The sequence below is a fragment of the Seleniivibrio woodruffii genome, from assembly GCF_029267515.1.
Taxonomy (GTDB): Bacteria; Chrysiogenota; Deferribacteres; order Deferribacterales; family Geovibrionaceae; genus Seleniivibrio; species Seleniivibrio woodruffii_A.
On the sequence record NZ_JAJUIS010000005.1, the window covers coordinates 210,544 to 232,646 of the forward strand.

Sequence of the window (22,103 nt, forward strand, 5' to 3'; positions counted from 1 at the left end):
CTTACCTACTTTTTCTTTATAAGTGATTTTGCGGCGTTGTCTGCCGTACCTTTAAACACGGCCGGGGAGACACCTTTTGACTTCAGAAACCCTTTGAATCTTTCACCGGGAAAGTTTTCAGCGGCAAAAACCTTTATGCCCTTTTCTTTAAGCATATTTATAGCCATAGGTCCTGCCCCCTCTTCGTCTTTATAAGGGTTTGCAACCGTTTCAAGATAGACTCCTTTCTCATCATAGATAATGAAGAACGGGGCTTTTCCGGGGGTGGCGCTCATTGCTGAAGAAGTCTTGTTTCCGTTGACAGCGGCAGCAAGATAAGGACTGCCTGCGGCAGAAACAACGGAAGCAAAAATAAGGGAAACAAAAACTAATAATATTTTTTTCATCACACACCTCTTTTATATATGTCTCAGTGCATTAACAGGCTCAGTACCGGATGCTTTGATAGCAGGCAGAAGCGTTGCAAGCAACGCGACTGATATTACTGTCAGAGATATGACGGCAAGCTGTTTGTAGTCTACTGACGCCGACAGGATGATCCCTTTCTGCATACCGAAATTAAACGTTATCTTTTTAAGATTTATAAGATATACCGCGGCGATGCTTATGGCTGCACCGAGCCCCGCTCCTATGATACCCATCATAAGACCTTCAGAGAGAAACAGCAAAAGTATCTTAGAAGGTCTCGTTCCGATTGCCGCCGCTGTACCTATCTCCCTTGTCCTCTCATAAACCGCCATCATCATTACATTAAGAACAGAAATAAGAACCACAGCAACAAGAAGTATCTTCACAAACAGGGTCATCATGTCTATCATTCTGGCAATATTATAAAAGGGCGACAGTTTTTCCCATGTGTGCACGTCGAACATCGGCAATCCCTTTTTATTCAGTTCCTTGGAAAGTCTTTCCGTTAGAGCCGCCTCAAACTCATGCAGTTTATCGAAATCTTTAATCCTGATAGCAATCTCACTTATCTCCGGTATGTCCATACGGAGTATCTCGGAAGCATCTTCAATATGGACATAACCGTCTCTGCCGCCGGGTCCTGTGGCACTCTCCACGATGCCGGAAACCTTGAGCTGTTTGCCGTTCACAGAGCCGTCTTTGTTGCTAGCCACCACAACGACAGTATCGCCGACCTTGACCTTCATAGAGTTTGCGAACAGTCTGGGAATTATGATTTCTCCCCTTTTAAGGTCTTTTGAACCCTCAAGTATCCTTGCCGGCAGAAGCGGAACAACCTTGTATTCCTTTTCCGGATCTATGCCGTTCAGCCTGATATTGGATGTTTCAGTGAATGTTGAGAACATCCCGCCGAACTTTATGCGCTCGCTGATAGCCTCCACACCGGAAATATCCTTCAGAGCGTTGTCAAACCTGTCCAGTCCCATAAGTTTTATGTTCATATTCTGCGGCAGGGTCTCCACAGCTCCCATATAGCCTTTTCTGTGAACCTGAACATGACCTGTCATAGAATCGGTTATCTGTGAAATCATCATGTTTTTAAAAGAACCGGAGATTGAAACGAAAACGGAAACAAAAACAACTCCTATAACTATAAGCGAAACAGTTAGAGCTGTTCTTCTGGAATAACGCATAAGATTGCGTGAAGCGATTTTTAATATTCCGAACATTACGCTTCCTCCTTAACAAGTTTTCCGTCTTCCAGCACAAAAACTTTTTCAGCCTCTTTAACAACCTTGGGGTCGTGAGTTGAAAAAACGAAGGTCGTGCCGAAATTATCGCGCATGGACTTCATCAGAGAAATTATTTTCATGGAAGTGTCATGATCAAGATTTGCAGTGGGTTCATCTGCAAGTATCAGAGACGGATTTGTAACCAGAGCTCTGGCAACGGCAACACGCTGTTTCTGACCGCCTGAAAGCTGTGACGGGCGCTTGTCCCTGTGCCCGGACATGCCGACAGCATCAAGCATAAGCTCCACCCTCTTTTTTCTCTCCGCCGCGTTAATGTTCTGTACCATCACCAGAGGATACTCGGTATTTTCATAAACACTGAGCACCGGCATCAGGTTGAAATCCTGAAAGATAAAACCTATGTTTTTGCCCCTGAAATCGGCTCTTGCTGAATATTTCAATTTGGATGTGTCTTCACCGCAGACTATTAAGGTGCCGGTTGTGGGCTTGTCCAGACACCCGATAAGATTAAGCAGGGTTGTCTTGCCGCTTCCGGATGGTCCGACAAAACTTATAAAGGATGATTTTTCAAGGCAAAAGCTGACGCCGCTGAGCGCATTTACCTCTGTGGAGCCAAGCAGATATGTTTTTGAAATATCCTGCGCAACAACTAATGACATAGCAACCTCCGCTTATTATAAATGCAAATATTATGCCAACCTGCAAAACCTTAACAAACAATAACTTTCAAAATTTATTATGTGAAAATTTTGCACACCTGATGCAGAAAGTTCGCAGTGAATCTCCACTGAACCGGTAGACACTTTTTTATATTATAGTTCTTTTCAAACTCAAACGGAGATAAATTCCATTGTTTCAAATTGAAATAAAAAAGGCAGTCAGTGTTTAAGCTGACTGCCTTTTAAATTGTTGATACTTTAAAGCGCGCCTGAAGAGATTCGAACTCCTAACCTTTTGATCCGTAGTCAAATGCTCTATCCAGTTGAGCTACAGGCGCAGGGAGGGAATATATATAGTATTTAAATAACTTTGTCAACAGCCTAATCAATAAACTGCGGCAAAATCTTTGATTTTAGTTTCGGCTTCTGCTTTAATTTTTTGTAACTGCTTCTCACTAAGCTGTATTCCTGTGCGATGCAGAGCGGCGGCAAGGCTGTCGTCAATTTTTTCCGAGCGCATATATTCAATCATGTTACAGGCTAGGTGCAGTATCTTTGTTTCATTCATAAACTGGTTCTCTTTTAGCGTTGACGAGAAAAGCAGCGGCATATAAAACTCTTCGGAAAACTTCCATTTCTTCATCAGTGTTCCGCCCACCAGAATGTTGTTTTGCTCCGCCATCTTTCTGTAGCTCCCGCCTTTTACATCCTCAGGATTTTCGCCGGAAAGATAATCGGATATTATCGCAAGGATAAATATCTCTCCTATCTTGGAAAGCAGCCCTACGGAATACATCTGCCCCTTGGAGCATACACGGAAGAACTCGGACATAACATAGCACAGCGCAGCTATTGTCTGCGAATCCCTGATTGCAGTTTCAATCTCTTCTGAGAAAAGAAGATTTTTGTTTGCCGCTATGGATTTATTGATGAAGTTGACCAGATACGCTTTAACATTGTTGATTCCGAGCCGCACGAGAGCTTTCTGAACATCGGCGATATTGCCGTATGTTCCGCTGAAATAGGCTGAATTTGCCATGCGGATTATGCCGGAATGAAGAGCCGGATCGAGCTTTGTCATGTCGTCAATCGCCTTGAAGGAGATATTGTCCTGATCAAGAACACCAAGTACGCGGATTGCACACTCGCCCTCAACAGGCAGTGTTATATTGCCGCGCGCCAACATGAATTTTATGTGTTCAAATATTTTTTCAGGAGAACGGGTTCCGCCTGTTTCTTTCAGATATGGCTTGCAAACGCTGGATTGCGACATTATCTCAGAAAAATCCATAGTCACGGTTTTATGACTTATGGCGATAACCCGGCTGTTAACCACCTGCTGTACAAGAGAATCGTCGACACACACAATAAAGGTGTGCATCCTGTGTTCGTCTATAAGGTCTTTCAGCCTGTTATATGTGATAAGATCATCTCTGTTTTCGATGATGATGAGTAATGACGATATTTTCTTATCGACAACAGAACGTTTTAATCCGACGTTGATAGAATTATAGGCCTCGTTTACAACGCCGAGCATGTCCATATACGAACTGTAAAAACTTACTATCCTCGGATTAGAACCAATCACTGAGCTTTTCATTATTCACACATACGCCGTTTTTTTAATCAGTTAGGGTATCACGCATGGGAAAAAGCTGCAATATTTTAATTTTATGAACATGTTCTGAAAAATGGACAATTGGTTAAGTATAAATTAATAGGTTGTTTACAAATAACCCATACTTACTCCCGAAAAAAGCGCTTGTATTATGCAAAATAGTACATATAATGTTTATCTATCACCGGAGATTATTTTAATGAATATTTTATATGTCGAAGACGAGAAGTTCACAAGGATGCTTGTTAAAAAACTTCTGGAAAAAGAGGAACTAAATGTTCACGAAGCAGCAAACGGCGTCTTAGGATTAAAGAAATTTCTCGAAATTAAACCAGACCTTATTATTACGGATCTTGCTATGCCCGAAATGGATGGTTTTGAGATGATATCGAAAATAAGGGAACACGATTCAAAAATCCCGATAATCATAACCACCGCATACAGGGAAGAGGCGGAAAAAGTATGCTCGCTCGTTAACGCCTGCATATACAAACCCATAATCCGCGAGGATTTAATAGCGGCGATCAACAACGTTGACAAATCTGCTTAAAAAATTTTTGTATTGACATACCGGTCTAATTGGAATATTAGACGCTGAACGGAGAAAATAATAAATGCTTAACAGACTGTTTTACGGATTCTTTTTTGGTTTCTTTTTTTATTGCTTTTTTAGCAATAGGAGTGTAGCCGTCTGAATCCGGTCTGGGCATTGATATAAGATTTTAAGACCGCGGCGGCTTCACAGGCTCCCGCGGTTTTTTTATGCCTGCGGGAGCGCTTAAAGTCGCTGAAATTTAAATACCGGAGGTATAAGATGATAGTAGTTATGAAGATCGGAGCGGCGCAGGAAAGCGTCGCAAGAGTTATCGAAACCGCAGAGGAAATAGGGTTCAACGCCCATGTTATCGAGGGCAAGGAACGCGTTGTGATTGGTCTGGTCGGCGTGGACGGGCAGAGGGACAAAATGACCGTCATCGGCGAAATGCTGGGAGTGGACAAGGTTATCCCCATCAGCAAGCCGTATAAGCTCTCCAGCCGTGAAGTTAAGGACGAGCCCACCATCGTTGATTGCTGCGGTGTTCTTTTCGGAGGCGAAAACATCCCAGTTATAGCCGGACCATGCTCGGTTGAATCTGAAGAACAGACAATCAAAACAGCAGAATTTGTTAAAGCAGCAGGTGCATCCATGCTCCGAGGCGGCGCTTTCAAACCCCGCACATCCCCCTACGCTTTCCAGGGTCTCGCAGAAGAAGGATTGAAGATTCTGGCGAAAGCCCGTGAGGTTACGGGACTTCCCGTTGTTACAGAGGTAACAAACCCCAAATACGTAGATATGGTATACAAATACGCAGATATGTTCCAGGTGGGAGCAAGAAATATACAAAACTTCGCCCTTCTGACAGAGCTTGGCAAAACAGACAAGCCCGTGCTTCTGAAGCGCGGCATGTCCACAACCATTGAGGAGTTCCTCACAGCCAGCGAATATATCCTCTGCGAGGGCAACAAGAACGTTATCCTTTGCGAAAGAGGACTCAGAACCTTCGAAACAGCCACTAGAAACACGCTGGATATCAGCGCAGTGCCCGTTATAAAGGCGAAAAGCCATCTGCCGATCATGATAGACCCCAGCCACGCAGCCGGTCATTGGCAATATGTCGGACCGCTGAGCAAAGCGGCTGTTGCAATAGGCGCGGACGGACTTATTATTGAGGTGCACCCCAACCCTGAAAAAGCGTGGTCGGACGGCGCGCAGTCGCTCACACCGACGCAGTTTCTTGAGCTGATGGGCAGTCTGCGTTCAATAGCTCTTGCTGTTGGCAGAACAATATAATGCGCTGATAGAAGCGGGGAAAATTTTATTGAAAAAATGCAAAATAGATGTTGACATCGAAGGTGTTTTTCGATATTTTTAGACCTCGCTTTTGAGAGCGTACCGCCCAGGTAGCTCAGTCGGTAGAGCAGTGGACTGAAAATCCACGTGTCGATGGTTCGATTCCGTCCCTGGGCATTCAACATAAAAGGCAGTCTTCGGACTGCCTTTTTCATTTAATAATCTGGCTAGATGGAATCGAAGCCTGTGAACGCCGATCTAATATGTGTGATGAGCCGACAGGATGTCGGCGGAAATAATAGGCAGGTCTTTTTGGAGTCTGCACGATGCAGGCGAACAAATCTGAAATGAATCACTCCGCAATTCCGCAGCCCATATTATATGAAACCGATTCGTCATATGTGCGTTCCGCTCTCTTCTTACAGTCGTCAACAATTTGCTGAATCTCAGGTTTATACCTGTCGATAACCTTTATCATCTCCGGGTCGATATTATCTGCGGCATAGTTATCTATTATATCGAACGCAACGTCGATGCTGAGTCTTGCCCGATATGGTCTGTCCTCCATAAGTGCTGATATCATATCGGAAAATGCGATTATCTTTGTGCCGGCGTCAATATCTTCGCCGCTGATAGAAAATGGATATCCGTTTCCGTTAAGCCTTTCGTGGTGATACTGCGCCCATTTAACAACGTCCCTGAACCATTCGGAAGAGTTAAGCTCGCTGAGTATCTGCCCCGAATAATAGCAGTGAAGTTTGACCATGTTATATTCCTCGTCGGTGAGAGGACCCATCTTTTCGATATATTGCGTATCTATGCCAATTTTACCGATATCGTGAAAATATCCGGCGATGGTCAGTTTAAGACAGACGTCTTCGTCCATGCCGAGAATCCTGCCTATGAAACCCGCGAGCTTCCCCACGGTATACGAATGTCCTGCCGTGAACCTGCTGCGGAAATCTATTATATGGGAAATAGTCAGCGCAAACTGCTCAATCTGCTCCCTGGTCAGCTCAATGGAGCTTATGAAATCTATCCTTGAAAACAACTGTTCCATACTGAGACTGTTTATTTCTATCCAGAAGATATCCGGTTTTGATGCCTCTTCAAACGCGTCGCACACGTCGGGATGAAAAACCGTGCCTCTCTTTTCAAGGATTTGTGACGTAACCTTTTCCTTCTGGTTGAGAATAAAATGGTCTGGAGAAAGACAGATGTCCACCCTGTCGGCAAGATGGATAATGTAGCTCTGAAATTTTATATCTTCAGCATATCTGCCCCTGTCTTCATACCGGATGTGGTGATGGCGTATTATTTTTGCGATATCTGAAAACATATCAAATCCCGACAGCATCCTGTAGCCCATGAGACAGTGCGGGGCAGGGTTTTCGACATCCTCTTTAATAAGCGAATCCCGCTCCTGAACAGAAAGAGCACCTATATCGTGCAGAGCCGCAGCAACGACAAGCTCAACCATATCGCCGTAGTTAAGCCCCAGTTTTTTACCGATGTGATATGCGATAACAGAGGTTCTTCTCTGGTGTGCTTTCAGAAGATAATTGAAACTGTCGATAGCCTTGATAAGCGGAAAAGCAAGTTCTTTAAGAGATATCTTTTCCATAAGCGTCCTCGGAATAACAGAATATTTTGTGTGTAGTTTATATTATCACATATACGTCAACATAACCAACGAAACGCAAATTACAGAATTACTCTTCCGCAGGGAACCCCTCCGGAGCCTTCTCCTGAAGCTGCGAAATCCATTCAGCAATCAGATAATATTCTATCCGGCTGAATATCTTGATGATAAATTCCCTTGCCAGCGCCTTTTCCTCTTCGCTTCCGCCGAAATCCTCCAGAGTGTCCAGATATGCCCATACATAATACTTATACAGCCCAAGGAACATTTTGAGGCTGACACCTCTTTCAAAGTGTTTTCTTGCCTCTGCAATGCCGAAAGCTGACGCTGCGTCGGTGGCGCCTGTTTCGCGGCAGAATATTTCCGGAGTAACGGAATAATTTTCGATATAATCTTTAATAACGTCGTTCAGCCCGTTTATGGACGCGCGCCATGCCTCTCTGTGGGTGGATGTGTAGAGTGAGAACTTCAGCTCTATCGAATAGGTAAGTATCCTGTTTATCAGCTCGTTCGTGTGCTGATACAGGAACACAACAAGACTGTCTGAAAATTCCGGACTTAAATGTCTGTTAACCATAATACACCGTTCATTTGGATATGAACATATTATAACATCATCTCATAAATTTTCCCTATTATTTGCCTTTTATAGAAACATTTCTTTAAAATTCTGTTATCTCAGGAAAATATCTGCGTGTGAAATCCTGAAATTATTCTGCGGATTTGAAAGCCTTTTTAAGCAACGGGGTTATTCCGTATATCTGTCCAGCATGACAGTGCCGGCGGCAATACATACCAGAGTGAGTCCCGAAAGCAGGACGAAAGATGAAGCCGTGGCGGAATTAAGTTCACCGACCCTTATGAGTTTGTTGGCATGACTGAGCGGCATAATCCATACTACTTTCTGGAGCCAGTGCGGAAGAAAATCCACCGGATAAAACGTACCGGAAAAGAAAGCCATGGGCATGATTATAAAGTTGGTAAGAACAGCGTGGTTCTCCATATCGTCTATAATGACCCCTATAATGACCCCTGCGGCTGAAAAGAAAGCGGTGTTAAGAACAAGAGCAAACAGTCCCATGGTAGTGAAAGGGAATACATGAAAAACAAAAAGTCCCGCCAGAAGTATCATGGAAGACGCAAACAGGCCGCGGATAATGCCCGAAAGCACCAGTCCGCCCATTACGGATGATGCGGAAACGGGTGAAGTAAGCACCGTCTGAAACTCGCCGGAATGGAGCCTGCCCATTCCAACGGACACGGAGACCATATTAAAGGAATTGGTCATGGAACTCATACAGACTATACCCTGAATTAGAAACGCTCCGTAATCCGGTATCTGTACTCTTGAACCGAAACCAAGCCCAAACGCCAGAAGATACAGAATAGGCGTGGAAACGCTGTAAAAAACGTATCCAAGCCTCATCAGTTTATATTTAAAAAGCAGCATCTCGCGGTAAAGCACCGCATAGGAACCCATTAAAGCCTCAGTCATACCGCCCTGCCTATACTGCTGACGAGCACGTCGTCCAGCTTCGTCTGCCGCACTCTGTGACCTGTCAGGCTCTCTTTTGCAATGTATTCGTCCGCCTCTCCGCTGTCTCTGAAAAGCAGCGTCCTGCTGTTTATGTCAACCGCGAACGCACCCGCGCAGTCTATCAGGCTCTGAGGTGTATCCATACTGACAATACGCCCGCGCTCCATGATGGCAACCCGTCCGCAGAGGTATTCAGCCTCATCGGTGTAGTGGGTGGTGAGCAGTATGGAGCGTCCGTCCGACTGCATCTGCCGTATCATCTCCCACATCTCCCGCCGGACGGCAGGGTCAAGCCCTATGGTTGGTTCGTCCATGAATATCAGTTCCGCGCCGGAAATCATCGCCCGCGCCGCCATAACGCGTCTCTTCTGCCCGCCGGACAGAGTACCGACCTTTGCGTTGCGCTTTTCCGTCATACCCAGCTTTTCAATGGTGTCGTCTATAAGTTTTCTGCTGTTTCTGATCCCGCGCAAAAGTGCGTAGATATAAAGGACTTCAAAGACCGAAAGTTCGTATCCGAGATTCATATCCTGCGACACCACGGCGATACGCCTTCTGGTCTCCCGTCTGTATTTCTGTATGTCCTTTCCGTTCAGGAGAATACGACCCGAATCAGGTCTTGCCAGAGTGGAGAGCATCTTTATTGTGGTGGTTTTGCCTGCGCCGTTCTCGCCCAGAAGTCCGAATATTTCGCCCCTGCCTATGTTGAAACTCACGTCGTCCACAGCGACAACCTTTCCGTAGGTTTTGCGAACGTTCATCACTTCCAGTAGCATCAGGCGACACCCATATACATGGCGGCCCTGCTGCCGTCCATATCCACTATGCGGCTTTTCACACGGAAGATATCAAAAATGTTCTCTTCGGTAAGAACTTCCTCAGCACATCCATCCAGAAGAACCTGTCCGTCCTTCATGGCGATAAGTCTGCCTGAAAACTTCGAAGCGAGATTGAGATCGTGCATAACCATCACCACGGTGAGCCCGCAGGACGTATTCAGCTTTTCCAGAAGTTCCAGCACCTCGAACTGGTGGTGGATATCCAGATATGTCGTGGGTTCGTCCAGAAGAAGTATCTGCGGGCGCTGTGCAAGCGCCATGGCAATCCATGCCCGCTGACGTTCACCGCCCGAAAGCTGTCCGAGGCGCAAAAACCGCTTATCCTGAAGCCCCGTTGCGTGCATAGCCCATTCGACTGTCTCTCTGTCCTCTTTTGTAAACGATGAGAGCGCTTTTTTGTGGGGGTTCCTTCCGTATGCCACAAGGCAGTGGACGGGAATATCCCCAGGCGCACTGGGCGACTGAGGCAGGATACCCACGCTGCGGGCAATTGCACTGTCAGTCATTGACGAAATAGATCTTCCGTCCAGATAAACACAGCCAGCCGAAGGTTTCAGCAGTCTGCCCATACATTTCAGCAGGGTTGACTTGCCGGATCCGTTGGGACCTATGACAGAGGCGATGCGCCCCTTTTCAAAGGAAAGTGTTATATTTTTCAGAACCTCTTTCCTGCCGTATCCGGCGGAGAGGTTTTCACATGCAAAGAAATTCATGACCTGCTGCTCCTGCTGAGAAGATAGAGGAAGAACGGCGCCCCCACAAAAGCCATTACCACACCAACAGGGAGTTCATATGGTGCGAAGACCACCCTCGCCGCCGTATCCGCAAATATAACTATGATTCCGCCGAATACCGCGCTGAAAGGTATCAGGAAGCGGTTGTCGGAACCTATAATAAGCCTTGTTATGTGAGGAACGATAAGCCCCACGAACCCCAGAAGCCCCGCCACGCTGACCGCGGACGCTGCAAGCAGAGCCGCAAGCATTGTCAGCATAAACTTGACACGCTCAACAGAAAGCCCCAATCCGCGGGCAACGTCATCCCCCAGCATAAGGATATTGAGATACCGTGCCCCTATTCCGGCACCGAACAAACCCAGAAGGGTGTAGGGCAGTATCATCTTGACGTGTATCCAGCTTTTCCCGCTGAGAGAACCAGCCATCCAGTTTACGGTGCCCTGCACCCTGTCGCTGTAAAGCACTGTGAGGCTGGACATAAAGGCACCGAGAAAAGCGGCGAGAGCCACCCCCGCCAATATAAGCCGGAGGGGGTGCGCACCGCCGTCATAAGCCAGAAAGTAAATTACAAGAGAGGTGACAAAAGCCCCTATGAACGCCGCAGGAGGAACCAAATGCGTAAACGAGGGCAGAAGTATCATCACCGCCATAGCGAAAAGTCCGGCACCCGCCGTAACGCCGACTATGCCGGGATCGGCGAGGGGATTTTTAAGAACGGCCTGAAGAATGGCGCCGGAAAGCGCGAGATTGACACCCACAAAAGCGCCGGTGATTATCCTCGGCAGGCGGATGTTCATCAGCACATGGTACATGCCGTCCGTCTGAACGCCTGTGAAAATCCGCGCCATATCGCCTACGGATATGTCAACCGTTCCCGTTATGACGCTGACGACAAAACCCGCCGCCAGCAGCATCAGACCGGCGGCTCCGGTCATGAGCCGCCTTTTAGCGTCGCTGTCTGTGATCTCTCTCACTTGAACTGCTCCGGATACATTATCTTAGCAAGCCCCAGAACCGCATCTCCGGTGCGGACGGTGGGGTTGTTTCCGTATGTTTCAAAGGGCAGGCTGATAACTTTCCCGTTTTTAACGGCTGTAAGACCGCTCCATGCGGGATGTTTCGTAAGGCTGGAATCGTTTTTCGCCTGTGTTTTATTGTCGTGATTTATCAGAAAGATATAATCGGGATTCTGAACTGCGATGTTTTCAAGGCTCACAGGCGCAAAACCTCTGGACATTGCCGAACCCGCCATTGGTCCTTTTCTGTCGGATTTAGCTCCTGCGGCTATGTTGTCGCCGCCAGCCATCTCAAGCATCATGCCCGCATAGCTGTCCGGCAGCGCCATGTTATAGCTTTCAGGTGAGCCGTAGAGCACCAGCGCGCGCACCTTTTTAATGCCTTTCAGTCTGTCCTGAACTGTTTTCAGCTTATTGTCGATGTCAGCCACCGATTCCGCTGCCTTCGCCTTGTTACCTGTGATGGTGCCGAATATCTGCACGGTCTCTTTCACCTGCGGCAAAGTCACAGGCGAGAACAGCGCAACCTTTATTCCTGCGCCGTTCAGCGACGAGCGCAGGGCGACGTGGAACGGGAAATTCATGCCTATCACGAGATCAGGGTTCATGGCGACGATACGCTCAATGTCGGGGTTTTCCACCCTGCCTACGTTGGGCACGCCTTTCAGACGGTTTTCGATATAAACCGGGGTGGTATTGCTCGCAGCATATGCCGCAGGAATACCGCCTGCCGCAAAGAACATCTCAAGGTTCGAGCTGTTCAGCACAACGACCTTCTGCGGCTGCTTTTCCAGAGTAACCGTCTGACCTGAGGAATCCTTAAAACTTATCTGTGCGAAAGCGGAACCGCACAATAGAACAAGAAGTATTACCAGTATATTTTTCATTGCATCATCCTCTTTTTAAGGGCATGGAACTTTGCAACCTGATCCTGTTTCAGCTCGTATTTTTCGTCCCTGCCGACGTGTATCTTAAAAGCTGCGTTTCCGTCTTTGTCGTAAACCTGAACCGACAGACTCTCCCTGCCCATGAAGGGGCGGCTGACGAAATGGATGCTGTCGAACTTGTGCGCCATTAGGTGCCCGCCGATAGAGGATGTGTCGGAGTGAAGGTTGAACATGCCGTGGCTGTATGAACCTTTGGGCAGTCCGCCTGATACCTCGCATATCACGCTGCCGTTGGATACTATCATAAGTATCTCGCCCCACTCGCTTATGTCGTCCATTATCTCATTAAAACGTGAGACGCTCACCTCGAACGACTGCTCGTCCAGAGCGCGCACAACATCCCTTTCCGGCACGTTCAAAGCGCGCGCCGCCATAACTGTGGCAACGCCCTTTTTCTCGTCAAGATACTGCTTTATGGTTTCCGTCATGTTCCATCTCCTTAATTCTGTGCGGCGACCTTTGCCGCCGTCGGTGTGTATCCGCTGTTGAAATACAGTTCCGTAACGTCTATGAGCGACTGAGCCATGTTCACATACCAGAACTGTCCCTGCGGGGTCAGCTTTACAGTGGTTCCAACACGCTCAACAAGTTTCCTCTTTTCCCATGAGCCTATAAGCGGTTCGAAAACTTCCGTCAGCCTGAATCCCGCCTCGCGGTCAAGCATATCGCCGCGGAGGTACCCGCAGTCTATCTGACTGGAAATCATATTGTGCAGACGCTGACGCTCGTGATTCCTGCTCATGCCCATGACGGGCTTGCGCCCCGCCTTCACCATACCCAGATAGGGTTCCAGCGCCATATGGGTGAAATACCCGTGCTGCTGTGTACGACCGCCCGCTCCCGCACCGAAAGCGTGCATCATATGCCCCTGCTTCGTCATGCGGTTATATAGGCTTCTGTCGCGGGTATCCCGCACCCAGTGCGCCATGGAAGGCTGCATATAGCCGAGCCGCTGCATCACTGCGTGCGCCTTTATAAAATAAACCGCCTGCTGTGCCGTTGTGGGCGGGGGCGGAAGTTTTTCCTCTTTTATCTTCTCCATAAGTTTGCCGTCGTCGAACACGTTGAGCTGATACAGCGCCATGCCGTCAACGCCGATCCTGTCCGCAGTGAGGATATCGTCTATGAAGTCCGATTCGCTCTGATATGGCAGACCGAACATCAGATCGATGGACACCGCCGCCTCGTTCAGACTTTTCAGCTTCTCTATCATCCTGATAACCGTCTCGCCATCGTCAACCCTGCCGATGGCACGGCGCGCCTTTGTATCGAAAGACTGAACGCCCAGAGAAAAACGGTTGACACCCGCATTCAGACAGGCGTCAATCTTCTCGTCGGTTAGCTGATAGGTTCTAGTTTCAAAAGTAAATTCGCAGTCGTTGGCAAGGGGGAGATTCTCCTTTATTGTTTGCAGCATAAGGGAAATCTGCTCCGCACTAAGTGCGCCCGGCGTACCGCCTCCGATATATACCGCGTTTATGCTGCCAGATGAAAACAGCGGCAGATGCGCACAGCTCTTTATCTCCTGTGCAAGCGCATTGCTGAAAGCCTCCATCATGTCGGCTTTCGCAAGGTTTTTGAAAAAACCGCAGTATAGGCATCTGGTCTGGCAGAACGGAACGTTCACATATACCAGCTTGTTCGCATCCGAAGCCTGCGAGCAGGCTCCCATCCACGCCTTTGCCGCCTCTTCGGGAGTCAGCGTCTGCCCTTTGCTGCCCGCATGTACAGTTCGCTTTTTGTCATAAGCAGAGGCAAAAACCTGTGAATCCTCGTTGCCGAATATCAGTCTGCGTTTCTCTTCGTCCAGTTCCTCTGTCCAGCTCATGCCGTCACCTTTGCCCTGTTCAGTTTTTCCATCAGTCCGCAGGCGAAATCCCAGCACTCAGACTTGTTCATCAGAGTTCTGGGTTTTTTGCGCTCCGCAGCTTCGGTATCCGAAAGACCTATCATCTTATAAAACTGCTCAATGCCCTTTCTGTCCTTTTCGTTCATGGCGGAGAACACCATCTGACCGTGGAGCATTTCGCAGCCTATAACTCTGTCGCCAAGCTGCTGTGCGTATTTTTCAAGCATCAGTATTCCGCCGTGGCTTCTGCCTTTGTACATTATGGGTTCCGTTTTCATCGCCACGCCGAAAAGCGCTGTTTTTATGTTTTTCAGACTTTCAGAATGTTTCTCTATGTATTCCTCAAGCTCCTTCAAAAAGCCGTGGTTGTAAATACCGGAGCCGAGGAGTACGAGATCGTACCCCTCAGCCCCTTCAGCATCCGAAACATTCTCAAGTCTGACCGTAAAGCCTTCCGCCTCAAACCTTTCGGCTATCCAGCCGGAAATTTCCCGCGATGAACCGTAACGCGTCGCGTATACTATCTTTACAGTCATGTCGTTTCCTTAAAACTCTATTCCGGCTTTCAGAACATAGTGTCTGCCGGGTTCAACCAGCGCCTCTGTGGCACCTGCAAGGTAATAGTCCTCGTCGTTCAGGTTGAGAGCCTCCGCAGAGAGGAGGAACCTGCGTCCGCTGTCGAAAGTGTAAACACCGGAAACGGACAGGTTGTATGTGCTGTAGCCTGAATCTTCGGTAATATCACCGGCGGAATCCTCTGTTTCAGCGGTCTCCGCATATCTGACATACAGATCTGCGTTCAGACTGAGGTTCTTGCCGATGGTTTTGTCGTATTCAACACCGTATTTGGCATATTTTTCGGGGCTGCCTACTTTTGTTGTGCTGTATGTACCGTAGTCGAAATCGCGCTTTATGAGCGTAGCTTCAACATAAGGGCGGAAATCCGCAATGGTGTATCCGATTGTCATTTCAAGACCTTTAGTCGTAGCTTCGTTTACGTTCGTATAGAGATTGGCGAAACCGCTTGTGGTTGTGGGATCCGCGACCTTCACTGTGGTTATGTAATCCTTCGCTTTGCTGTAAAACAGTGCAAGATCTGCATCCAGACCGCTTCCGGCGTATCTTACACCCACCTCGTAGTTGGTGCTTGTTTCAGAATCAAGGTCTTTGTTGGATTTCGTGGGTGTGCTGCTGCCGTGGGTTGTGCCCATGTAAAGCTGCTGGAGGTTTGGTGTTCTGTAACCTGTCGCAACCTGCGCGCGGAACACTGTGTTTTTGATACCGTTATACATCAGTGAGATGCTTCCAACTGTGCTGTCGGTGTCGGAACTGCCGGGGGTCTGTCCAGCCTTAGTGGTGCTCTCAAGCTCGGTTTCCGTTTTGGTATAGCGCAGACCGCCTGTCAGCACGAAGTTCTGAGCGATAACCTGTTCATCCTGTGCGAAAAATGACCATGAAGACTGGTTCGCATCACTTGTGGAATCAACCGGAGTTGTCGCCATAAAGTTAAGGATGTTCTCTTTCGCCTCAAGGTCGTCCTTCATATATTCAACTCCCGCTATAAGCAGGTTTGAGTCCGTAAAGCTGAAGTTTGCCTGAGCGTTGAAGCCAACGGAATCCAGATCGTTCTTTGTGGTGGAAAGATAGGTCGCCGTCGTGGGTCCCATCTTCATGTACATGTTGTTGATGAACTTCTTATAGGTATTCTGAGTGTATGCGTCTACACGCAGGCGGCTGAGCAAAGAACCTTCGTTGTTCATCTCGAAATACGCCTGAGTTTTGTCCCTGTCCCAGTCGGGCAGATCCATCTCCATTTTCATATCACCTGCAGACAGGTCTGCATCCTCATACCCTGTCTTAACCTCGTTGTCCGAACGATACTGAGTATGCTCAACACCAATGTCATATTTCTTATTTTTGAAACCTACCAAGGCTCTGTAGTTGGTACTTTCGAATTTTGTATTGTCAACCTTGTCCCCATCGGAATCCCTGCGGTCGCCCTGATCAACAGAGGTAGCCTCCATCCTGTAATAGAAACCTTTGTGACCGCCGTAAAGCGAAAGAGTGTTGCTGGTTCCCTCAGTGCCTGTGTCGTACATGGTGGTAAACGAACCCTGAATGGCTCTCGTACCGCCCTTTTTAGTAATAACGTTGATAACGCCTCCGATAGCCTCTGAACCGTAGAGCACTGATGCGGGACCTTTTATCACTTCAACGCGCTCAATGGAGTTTATGTCCACCAGAAGCGGTGCGCCGTCCATTGATTTCTGTTCGGAAATCTTAACGCCGTCGATCATAATCAGTGTTCTCGCCGCACTCTCACCCCTAAGGCTGAGACGGAATATACCGGCCGAACCTGTGGATGAAAGCTGAACACCGGGAATGTCCCTTAAAAGGTCGGCAAGGGTAACTGCCCCCGATTTTGAAATATCCTCATCGGTTACAACCGAAAGAGTCATGGGAACTTCCGCGGCTTTCTTCTCTGTTCTTGTCGCCGTAACGAGAACCTCATTCTGCTTCAGTTGCGTTGTTTCAGCCGCCATCGCATATGCCGAAACAAAGAGAGCGCAAAGAAACATTAACAGTTTCCTACCTGTCATACGAAATATCTCCTGTTGGTTTTTTGGAATTCTAAGATTCTCTGAATTATTTACGGTCAGCCCCTGAAACGGAGCCGTTTATCGCCTTTTGAAATGCGTCACTTTTTTGAGGTCTGTGCCGCTATGACCTGTATGTACCCGCATTTGGGACACTTTACCTCTACCGCGCGGACAAGCCCTTTCATAAGCAGCCTACCGCACCTCCGGCATCGTATCTCCTCTTTGAAGAGCGGGATAGCCTCGTTGGTGTTCATTGTCATTCTGTAAGCCTGTAATTTATTGGTATCACTATCGTAAACTGTTCACCCGAACCTTTTTCGAACGGAAAAACAGATCGGATGAGCCGCATAGCTTCGTCATCCAGCAACCCGAATCCGCTGGACTGCTGCACCGACGAGGACACAAGCGAACCGTCCGCGCCTATGACAGCCTTGATTTGCACAACGCCTTCCATACCCTTCCTGCGTGCCATGTATGGGTATTTTTTATTGTTTTCCAGCTTTCCGCCGAGTCTGTTCTGATAGCCTGAATAGTCGAACGCTGGCTTCTGTTTCACAGGTTCCGCGGGTCGCTGCACAGGTATATCAATCGCTTTCGGAGCTGTCTGCACAGGTTTTACTGTTTCCGGCGCAACATTTTCCTGAACAACTGGCACCGTCTTAACAGATTCAGCAAAAGGGGCAGGCTTTGCAGGGGCCTCTTTCACAACGGCTTTTTCCTCCGGCTTCTGCTGTTTAACAGGTTGAGGCGGCAAAGGCAGTGGCTCCGAAGCCTCATGCGGATGAACCGCCGGTTCGGAAACAGCGGGAGCGTGCTTCAGCAGAACACGCATTATCTCCTCTTTTCTGTCTGTCCTGTCTTCAATACTGAAAGTGCTCAGCCAGACGTGCAGTCCAACGGAAAGAAAAACACAAAGAGCGTATGCTCTCACCGGATTGTATTTTATACCATCATCATACCGAATTTCCATAATGATACTGATTATCATTATCTAATTTGAGTGTCAACACAAAAACACAACAAAGACTAATTTTGTCCTGAAACATCATCTGCGAGGAACGCAACTGATTCCGCACCGGATTCCTTCGCAATATCCATCACTTTCACAATACGCCCGAAATCCACACTTTTATCCGCCGAAACGTTCACAATCTTTTCGTCGGCAGTGGCAAGTTTTCTGCCCAGCATCATTCGAAGATGGATGTCGTCCACAGGATAATCGTTCAGATACACGCTGCCGTCTGATTTAACCGCGATTGTCAGCTCATCCTGCTTAACCTGCTGCGCTGTGGTGCTTTCCGGCAGATCCGTCTTTACGGCAGGAATACTGAAAACCGATGTAAGGAGAAAAAAGATAAGCAGCAGAAAGACCATATCTATCATGGGTGTCATATCCGGCGAGCTGTCTTTTTTGTGGAATATATCAAAATCAATCATGCAGTTTCTCCAGAACCCGCACCATTTCCTCTCCGCGCACTTTGAGGTTTACGGCTTTCGTGTGCAGACTCTTTTCAAAAAAGTGATATATGACAAGCGCCGGAATACCTACGAACAATCCGGCTATGGTTGTTATCAGAGCCTCCCATATGCCGCCCGCAAGCAGAGCGGGATCAACAGCGCCCTTATACGCGGCAACCGTGCGAAACGCCGCAGCCATGCCGAGAACAGTTCCGAAAAGCCCCATCATAGGGGCAATACGCCCAATAAGTTCCATCACATGCAGATGTTTCGCATATCTTTGAAGCTCCTGCACACCGCGGTTGGTGATGATATGCTCCATGTCGTGCCTGCTCACCTCCGCATGGCTCAGCGCCTCGGCAAAGACCCGCTCGGTTTCGCCTCTTGAACCCTCAAGACACAGCTTTGCCTCCGCTGTTTTGCCCTCTGAAACGTATTTCAGCGCCGCCAGATATGTCTCCCTGTGTCCTCTGTTCGACAGAAAAAACCAGAGGCGTTCCAGAAAGACAGTTAACAGAACAACGGAGCAAAGAGCGAGTGGATACATCATCAGCCCGCCCTTCTGAATGAAATAGGCAAGATCCATCTCTCCTCCAGATTTAGATAATGAGTTTCAATATCAACTCATTCATGCCATGTCAAGTGGTTTAATGTATAGCTGTCGATAAGATGCTGGGAAAACGGGGGAAATATGGTAGAGATTAAACGGATAATACGAACATTCAATAAATTTACAATGCTTATACCCGAAACAAGTTCGGGCAATCCTGTCATACAATATACAAAAAAAGGCACCAGCCAGATGGCTGATGCCTTTTTTAAATCGGGATGACAGGATTTGAACCTGCGACCACCTGTTCCCAAGACAGGTACGCTACCAAGCTGCGCTACATCCCGAACATTTAAAGAGATATATCTATAGTAGACTGAACTGCAAATGTCAAGCACCATACCAACAATAAATCTGTTAATATATTGACTTTTTAATTTATTGAGAATATCCATATTTTTTGCATGTGGGGATGACAAATGTTCAAAGGAATCATTGTCGCGGTTCTTTCTGCGGCTTGCTATGCTACGCTGGTTATTTTCGGTAAAATAGGTATGTCGATGGGAATGACGTCCGTGCGGATGCTTGCCCTGCGCTTTCTCTTCGCCACCCTGATTCTGTTTCTCTATTTTGCCGTTACAGACAGAAATGTGCTGAAGCCGAACAAAAAACTTGTCCTGAAATCCGCTTTTCTCGGACTGGTGTTCTATCTTGGGCAAAGTCTTATGTTCTTCAGGGCAATAGAATATATCCCCGCTTCCACAGCATCCCTGATACTGTATTTCTATCCGCTGGCAGTTCTGCTGCTCTCAGTGACATTTCTGAAGGATAAATTCAGATTCTCATCGTTTATATCAGTTCTGCTGATATTGGGCGGCTGTTGTCTGGTATTCTATGACGCCTTTCAGCGTAGTTTCGATATCAGAGGAATAATCTTTGCCGGTATATCAATGGTGCTTTTCTCCACATATCTGGTTGTCGCGCAGCGTGTCCTGAAAAATGAAAACTCCACTGCGGCAACGTTTTACGTCACACTGTTCACTGCCATGGGATACACCGCTCTGAACGGAGGCACAGGCATAGAAGGCTTGACCGCTCAGCAGTTCGCGCTCTGTGCAGCTTTGGGGCTTATTCCGTCTGCAATGGCAATGGGTTTTCTCTATTCCGCATTGAAAAAAATAGGTGCTGCATATACTTCGATATTCAGTTCAATAGAACCTGTTATAACACTCATCCTTGCAGGAGTTTTTCTCGGTGAGATCATCGTGCCGTTTCAGATATTCGGCGTGATTCTTCTGATAGCAGGAATAGTTGTCCCGAACCTGAACCTGTACAGGAAGTATTGAGGCTGGTGCGCTTGCAGAGACATAAAGTCTTTTTTACCCTGTCACGGGAGCAGTTCATCCAGCTTTTCTTTCCAGTCGTCCGTGTCAGATATGACTATTGTGTTGTAGCCTTTGGCTTTTATGTATGATGTGATGCGGGCGAGGCTGTTTTTGTCTCTCGCCTGAACGACGACAAAGTCGCCCTCCAGCTTCGCAGGTTCGCCTATGGCTCCGCGCACCTGTTCAAGCAGCGCTACGAGGCGCTTGACTCCTTCCTGAAAAACGTATTTATCTCTGGATACCTCTTTCGCATCTTCAAACGACAGACCGCTCATATCTCTGGCAGTGAAGACTATCATACCCAGTTTCTGCATATAGATGCTGGTGGAGCCGAACTCCTCGCTGATGAGTTTTCCGGCGTATTCCAGCACCTTATCCTTTGCGCTGTGGTCGCCGTATTTCAGTCGTTCAGCCATCTTCACAAGATTGTCGGCTATGTCGTAAGTTCTTCCCATTTCACCCGCCGCAGAAAATATACCGGTTTTTTCCGTTGTTTTTGGCAACGTACATGGCACGGTCGGCCATCGCCATGAGTTTAACATGGTCTTTGCTGTCGTCGGGATATATGCTTATCCCCATGCTTGCGCCTATATGAAAGACAGTTTTGTCTATAACAAGTTCTTCGTTGATTGAATCCAGTATCCTTCCGGCTATGCCTTCGATCTCCTTTTTGTCATGAACCGCTTCCAGCAGAACGACAAATTCGTCTCCGCCGATGCGCGCCGCCGTGTCGGATTTTCTTATCGCCTCGTTCAGCCTGTGGGCTATCTTTTTAAGGGCGATGTCGCCAGCCGCGTGCCCCAGCGTATCGTTAACGGGTTTGAAGCCGTCGAGGTCTATGTATATAACCGCCAGTTTCTTTTTATCCCGTTTCCGGCGTTCCACAGCCTGATTAATCCTGTCGCTGAGAAGGTCGCGGTTCGGAAGCCCCGTGAGAGTATCGTGCAGTGCCAGATAGCGGATGTATTCTTCCTGGATCTTCTTCTGTGTTATGTCGCGTATAACGACCTGAACCGCAGTACGTCCGTCCATGCTGAAAGGTATTGCCGCAAACTCAACATGGGCTACGCGTCCGTCTCTGCGGAGCATTTTCGCCTCCGCAACGGGCATGGTGGTCTCGTCCTTATACAGTTTCCGCAGTCTCTCCGCAATCATGCCCCTGTCCTCTTCCGGGAAGAAGCTCAGCACCTCGCAGCCGAGAATATCCTCTGCCGCACCGCCGAATATCCTTGCTCCGGCAGGGTTTATATATTTTATAACCCCGTCGCGGTGGATAACGATACCGTCCGGCGAATACTCAACAAGCTGCCTGTACCTTTTTTCGGAGTTAACAAGTTCGTGTTCAATGCGCTTTTTATCCGTTATGTCCTTGATTGTGGCAAGAACCGCCCATTTCCTGCCGTATTTTATACGGGTAAGGAATACTTCAGCGTCAAGGATAACATCGTCGGAAGGCTTCTTGATCTGCCATGTAAATATCTGGTCTCTGCCATCAACAGCATCGGAGAAGAACTTAATCCCCGCCTGAAAGTTGATGTCGTCAGCGGAAAAATCGAAAAAGCTGCCGATGTTCTCCATCTGATTCTCCTCAACACCCAGAAGAGAAAGGAGTTTCGCGTTATAACTGAGAACGTTTCCTTTTGTATCGTGCAGCAGAACGGCATCCTGTATCCCGTGCAGAACGGCACACAAAAAGCCCGGATCCTCATCCGCAGATATAAGCCGATGTGTTCCGGCGGTTTTCCCTTTCCTGTCAGACTTTAATGTTGTCATA

At 47.8% G+C, this 22,103-nt stretch carries 24 protein-coding genes and 3 tRNA genes; 4 read left to right on the forward strand and 23 right to left on the reverse strand.

Translation table 11 applies throughout. The annotated features are described in order from the left end of the window. Nucleotides 1-5: 5 nt before the first annotated feature. The 5 genes from Q7P67_RS07435 to Q7P67_RS07455 all read right to left on the reverse strand — a co-directional run bounded on the left by Q7P67_RS07435 (nucleotide 6) and on the right by Q7P67_RS07455 (nucleotide 3,920). Complete coding sequence (locus tag Q7P67_RS07435) at nucleotides 6-386, reverse strand: NifB/NifX family molybdenum-iron cluster-binding protein (RefSeq protein WP_303851329.1); 381 nt, start codon at nucleotides 384-386, stop codon at nucleotides 6-8. 12 nt (nucleotides 387-398) lie between these two features. Continuing rightward, nucleotides 399-1,637, reverse strand: a complete 1,239-nt coding sequence (locus Q7P67_RS07440) for an ABC transporter permease (RefSeq protein WP_303851330.1) — start codon at nucleotides 1,635-1,637, stop codon at nucleotides 399-401. Next, nucleotides 1,637-2,320 carry an ABC transporter ATP-binding protein gene (locus Q7P67_RS07445; protein ID WP_303851331.1) on the reverse strand — a complete coding sequence of 228 codons (684 nt, stop codon included), beginning with the start codon at nucleotides 2,318-2,320 and terminating at the stop codon, nucleotides 1,637-1,639. Before Q7P67_RS07445 ends, Q7P67_RS07440 begins: the two co-directional genes overlap by 1 nt. Before the next feature lie 264 nt (nucleotides 2,321-2,584). Then, nucleotides 2,585-2,658: transfer RNA gene (locus Q7P67_RS07450), tRNA-Arg, on the reverse strand. A 47-nt stretch (nucleotides 2,659-2,705) separates the two neighbouring features. Then, a complete protein-coding gene (locus Q7P67_RS07455) occupies nucleotides 2,706-3,920 on the reverse strand; it encodes an HDOD domain-containing protein (RefSeq protein WP_303851332.1) in 1,215 nt (404 codons plus the stop codon). A 217-nt stretch (nucleotides 3,921-4,137) separates the two neighbouring features. Between Q7P67_RS07455 and Q7P67_RS07460 the strand changes: the two genes are divergently transcribed. The 3 genes from Q7P67_RS07460 to Q7P67_RS07470 all read left to right on the forward strand — a co-directional run bounded on the left by Q7P67_RS07460 (nucleotide 4,138) and on the right by Q7P67_RS07470 (nucleotide 5,946). Further along, the gene (locus Q7P67_RS07460) at nucleotides 4,138-4,488 is read left to right on the forward strand and encodes a PleD family two-component system response regulator (RefSeq protein WP_303851333.1); all 351 of its coding nucleotides are present in this window, start codon (nucleotides 4,138-4,140) and stop codon (nucleotides 4,486-4,488) included. Between the two features lie 264 nt (nucleotides 4,489-4,752). Further along, entirely contained in the window at nucleotides 4,753-5,769 is a 1,017-nt protein-coding gene (aroF, locus tag Q7P67_RS07465) for a 3-deoxy-7-phosphoheptulonate synthase (protein ID WP_303851334.1), read from the forward strand. A gap of 104 nt (nucleotides 5,770-5,873) precedes the next feature. Beyond that, nucleotides 5,874-5,946: transfer RNA gene (locus Q7P67_RS07470), tRNA-Phe, on the forward strand. 175 nt (nucleotides 5,947-6,121) lie between these two features. Here the strand turns inward: Q7P67_RS07470 and Q7P67_RS07475 are convergent. The 16 genes from Q7P67_RS07475 to Q7P67_RS07550 all read right to left on the reverse strand — a co-directional run bounded on the left by Q7P67_RS07475 (nucleotide 6,122) and on the right by Q7P67_RS07550 (nucleotide 19,291). Then, nucleotides 6,122-7,393 carry an HD domain-containing phosphohydrolase gene (locus Q7P67_RS07475; RefSeq protein ID WP_303851335.1) on the reverse strand — a complete coding sequence of 424 codons (1,272 nt, stop codon included), beginning with the start codon at nucleotides 7,391-7,393 and terminating at the stop codon, nucleotides 6,122-6,124. 88 nt (nucleotides 7,394-7,481) lie between these two features. Then, nucleotides 7,482-7,988, reverse strand: coding sequence for a hypothetical protein (locus Q7P67_RS07480; protein WP_303851336.1), 507 nt, complete (start codon nucleotides 7,986-7,988; stop codon nucleotides 7,482-7,484). 171 nt (nucleotides 7,989-8,159) lie between these two features. Continuing rightward, nucleotides 8,160-8,906 (reverse strand): ABC transporter permease, encoded by a 747-nt coding sequence (locus Q7P67_RS07485; protein ID WP_303851337.1) that lies wholly within the window; start codon nucleotides 8,904-8,906, stop codon nucleotides 8,160-8,162. After that, nucleotides 8,903-9,724, reverse strand: a complete 822-nt coding sequence (locus Q7P67_RS07490) for an ABC transporter ATP-binding protein (protein WP_303851338.1) — start codon at nucleotides 9,722-9,724, stop codon at nucleotides 8,903-8,905. The genes Q7P67_RS07485 and Q7P67_RS07490 overlap by 4 nt, the downstream gene beginning before the upstream one ends. Further along, the gene (locus Q7P67_RS07495) at nucleotides 9,724-10,500 is read right to left on the reverse strand and encodes an ABC transporter ATP-binding protein (RefSeq protein ID WP_303851339.1); all 777 of its coding nucleotides are present in this window, start codon (nucleotides 10,498-10,500) and stop codon (nucleotides 9,724-9,726) included. The genes Q7P67_RS07490 and Q7P67_RS07495 overlap by 1 nt, the downstream gene beginning before the upstream one ends. Beyond that, on the reverse strand, nucleotides 10,497-11,459 hold the full coding sequence (locus Q7P67_RS07500) for a FecCD family ABC transporter permease (RefSeq protein WP_369696013.1): 963 nt from the start codon (nucleotides 11,457-11,459) through the stop codon (nucleotides 10,497-10,499). The genes Q7P67_RS07495 and Q7P67_RS07500 overlap by 4 nt, the downstream gene beginning before the upstream one ends. Nucleotides 11,460-11,494: 35 nt before the next feature. Next, complete coding sequence (locus Q7P67_RS07505; RefSeq protein WP_303851341.1) at nucleotides 11,495-12,427, reverse strand: ABC transporter substrate-binding protein; 933 nt, start codon at nucleotides 12,425-12,427, stop codon at nucleotides 11,495-11,497. Next, nucleotides 12,424-12,915 carry a heme utilization cystosolic carrier protein HutX gene (gene hutX / locus Q7P67_RS07510; protein WP_303851342.1) on the reverse strand — a complete coding sequence of 164 codons (492 nt, stop codon included), beginning with the start codon at nucleotides 12,913-12,915 and terminating at the stop codon, nucleotides 12,424-12,426. Before hutX ends, Q7P67_RS07505 begins: the two co-directional genes overlap by 4 nt. A gap of 11 nt (nucleotides 12,916-12,926) precedes the next feature. Beyond that, nucleotides 12,927-14,315 carry a heme anaerobic degradation radical SAM methyltransferase ChuW/HutW gene (hutW, locus tag Q7P67_RS07515; protein ID WP_303851343.1) on the reverse strand — a complete coding sequence of 463 codons (1,389 nt, stop codon included), beginning with the start codon at nucleotides 14,313-14,315 and terminating at the stop codon, nucleotides 12,927-12,929. Continuing rightward, a complete protein-coding gene (locus tag Q7P67_RS07520) occupies nucleotides 14,312-14,872 on the reverse strand; it encodes a flavodoxin domain-containing protein (protein ID WP_303851344.1) in 561 nt (186 codons plus the stop codon). The genes hutW and Q7P67_RS07520 overlap by 4 nt, the downstream gene beginning before the upstream one ends. A gap of 9 nt (nucleotides 14,873-14,881) precedes the next feature. After that, the gene (locus Q7P67_RS07525) at nucleotides 14,882-16,915 is read right to left on the reverse strand and encodes a TonB-dependent siderophore receptor (RefSeq protein WP_303851345.1); all 2,034 of its coding nucleotides are present in this window, start codon (nucleotides 16,913-16,915) and stop codon (nucleotides 14,882-14,884) included. A 119-nt stretch (nucleotides 16,916-17,034) separates the two neighbouring features. After that, on the reverse strand, nucleotides 17,035-17,190 hold the full coding sequence (locus Q7P67_RS07530; protein WP_303851346.1) for a Com family DNA-binding transcriptional regulator: 156 nt from the start codon (nucleotides 17,188-17,190) through the stop codon (nucleotides 17,035-17,037). A gap of 2 nt (nucleotides 17,191-17,192) precedes the next feature. Beyond that, nucleotides 17,193-17,906 carry a TonB family protein gene (locus tag Q7P67_RS07535; protein ID WP_303851347.1) on the reverse strand — a complete coding sequence of 238 codons (714 nt, stop codon included), beginning with the start codon at nucleotides 17,904-17,906 and terminating at the stop codon, nucleotides 17,193-17,195. 56 nt (nucleotides 17,907-17,962) lie between these two features. Then, the gene (locus Q7P67_RS07540; protein ID WP_303851348.1) at nucleotides 17,963-18,373 is read right to left on the reverse strand and encodes a biopolymer transporter ExbD; all 411 of its coding nucleotides are present in this window, start codon (nucleotides 18,371-18,373) and stop codon (nucleotides 17,963-17,965) included. After that, the gene (locus Q7P67_RS07545) at nucleotides 18,366-18,980 is read right to left on the reverse strand and encodes a MotA/TolQ/ExbB proton channel family protein (protein ID WP_303851349.1); all 615 of its coding nucleotides are present in this window, start codon (nucleotides 18,978-18,980) and stop codon (nucleotides 18,366-18,368) included. The genes Q7P67_RS07540 and Q7P67_RS07545 overlap by 8 nt, the downstream gene beginning before the upstream one ends. A 237-nt stretch (nucleotides 18,981-19,217) precedes the next feature. After that, a tRNA-Pro gene (locus tag Q7P67_RS07550) sits at nucleotides 19,218-19,291 on the reverse strand. Between the two features lie 132 nt (nucleotides 19,292-19,423). Here Q7P67_RS07550 and Q7P67_RS07555 point away from each other — a divergent pair. Continuing rightward, entirely contained in the window at nucleotides 19,424-20,290 is an 867-nt protein-coding gene (locus tag Q7P67_RS07555; RefSeq protein ID WP_303851350.1) for a DMT family transporter, read from the forward strand. A gap of 41 nt (nucleotides 20,291-20,331) precedes the next feature. Here Q7P67_RS07555 and Q7P67_RS07560 read toward each other — a convergent pair whose 3' ends face one another. Together Q7P67_RS07560 and Q7P67_RS07565 are read right to left on the reverse strand one after the other, a co-directional pair. After that, the gene (locus tag Q7P67_RS07560) at nucleotides 20,332-20,784 is read right to left on the reverse strand and encodes a hypothetical protein (RefSeq protein WP_303851351.1); all 453 of its coding nucleotides are present in this window, start codon (nucleotides 20,782-20,784) and stop codon (nucleotides 20,332-20,334) included. Nucleotide 20,785: 1 nt separating this feature from the next. Next, nucleotides 20,786-22,102 (reverse strand): diguanylate cyclase domain-containing protein, encoded by a 1,317-nt coding sequence (locus Q7P67_RS07565; RefSeq protein WP_303851352.1) that lies wholly within the window; start codon nucleotides 22,100-22,102, stop codon nucleotides 20,786-20,788. Between the last annotated feature and the right edge of the window lies 1 nt (nucleotide 22,103).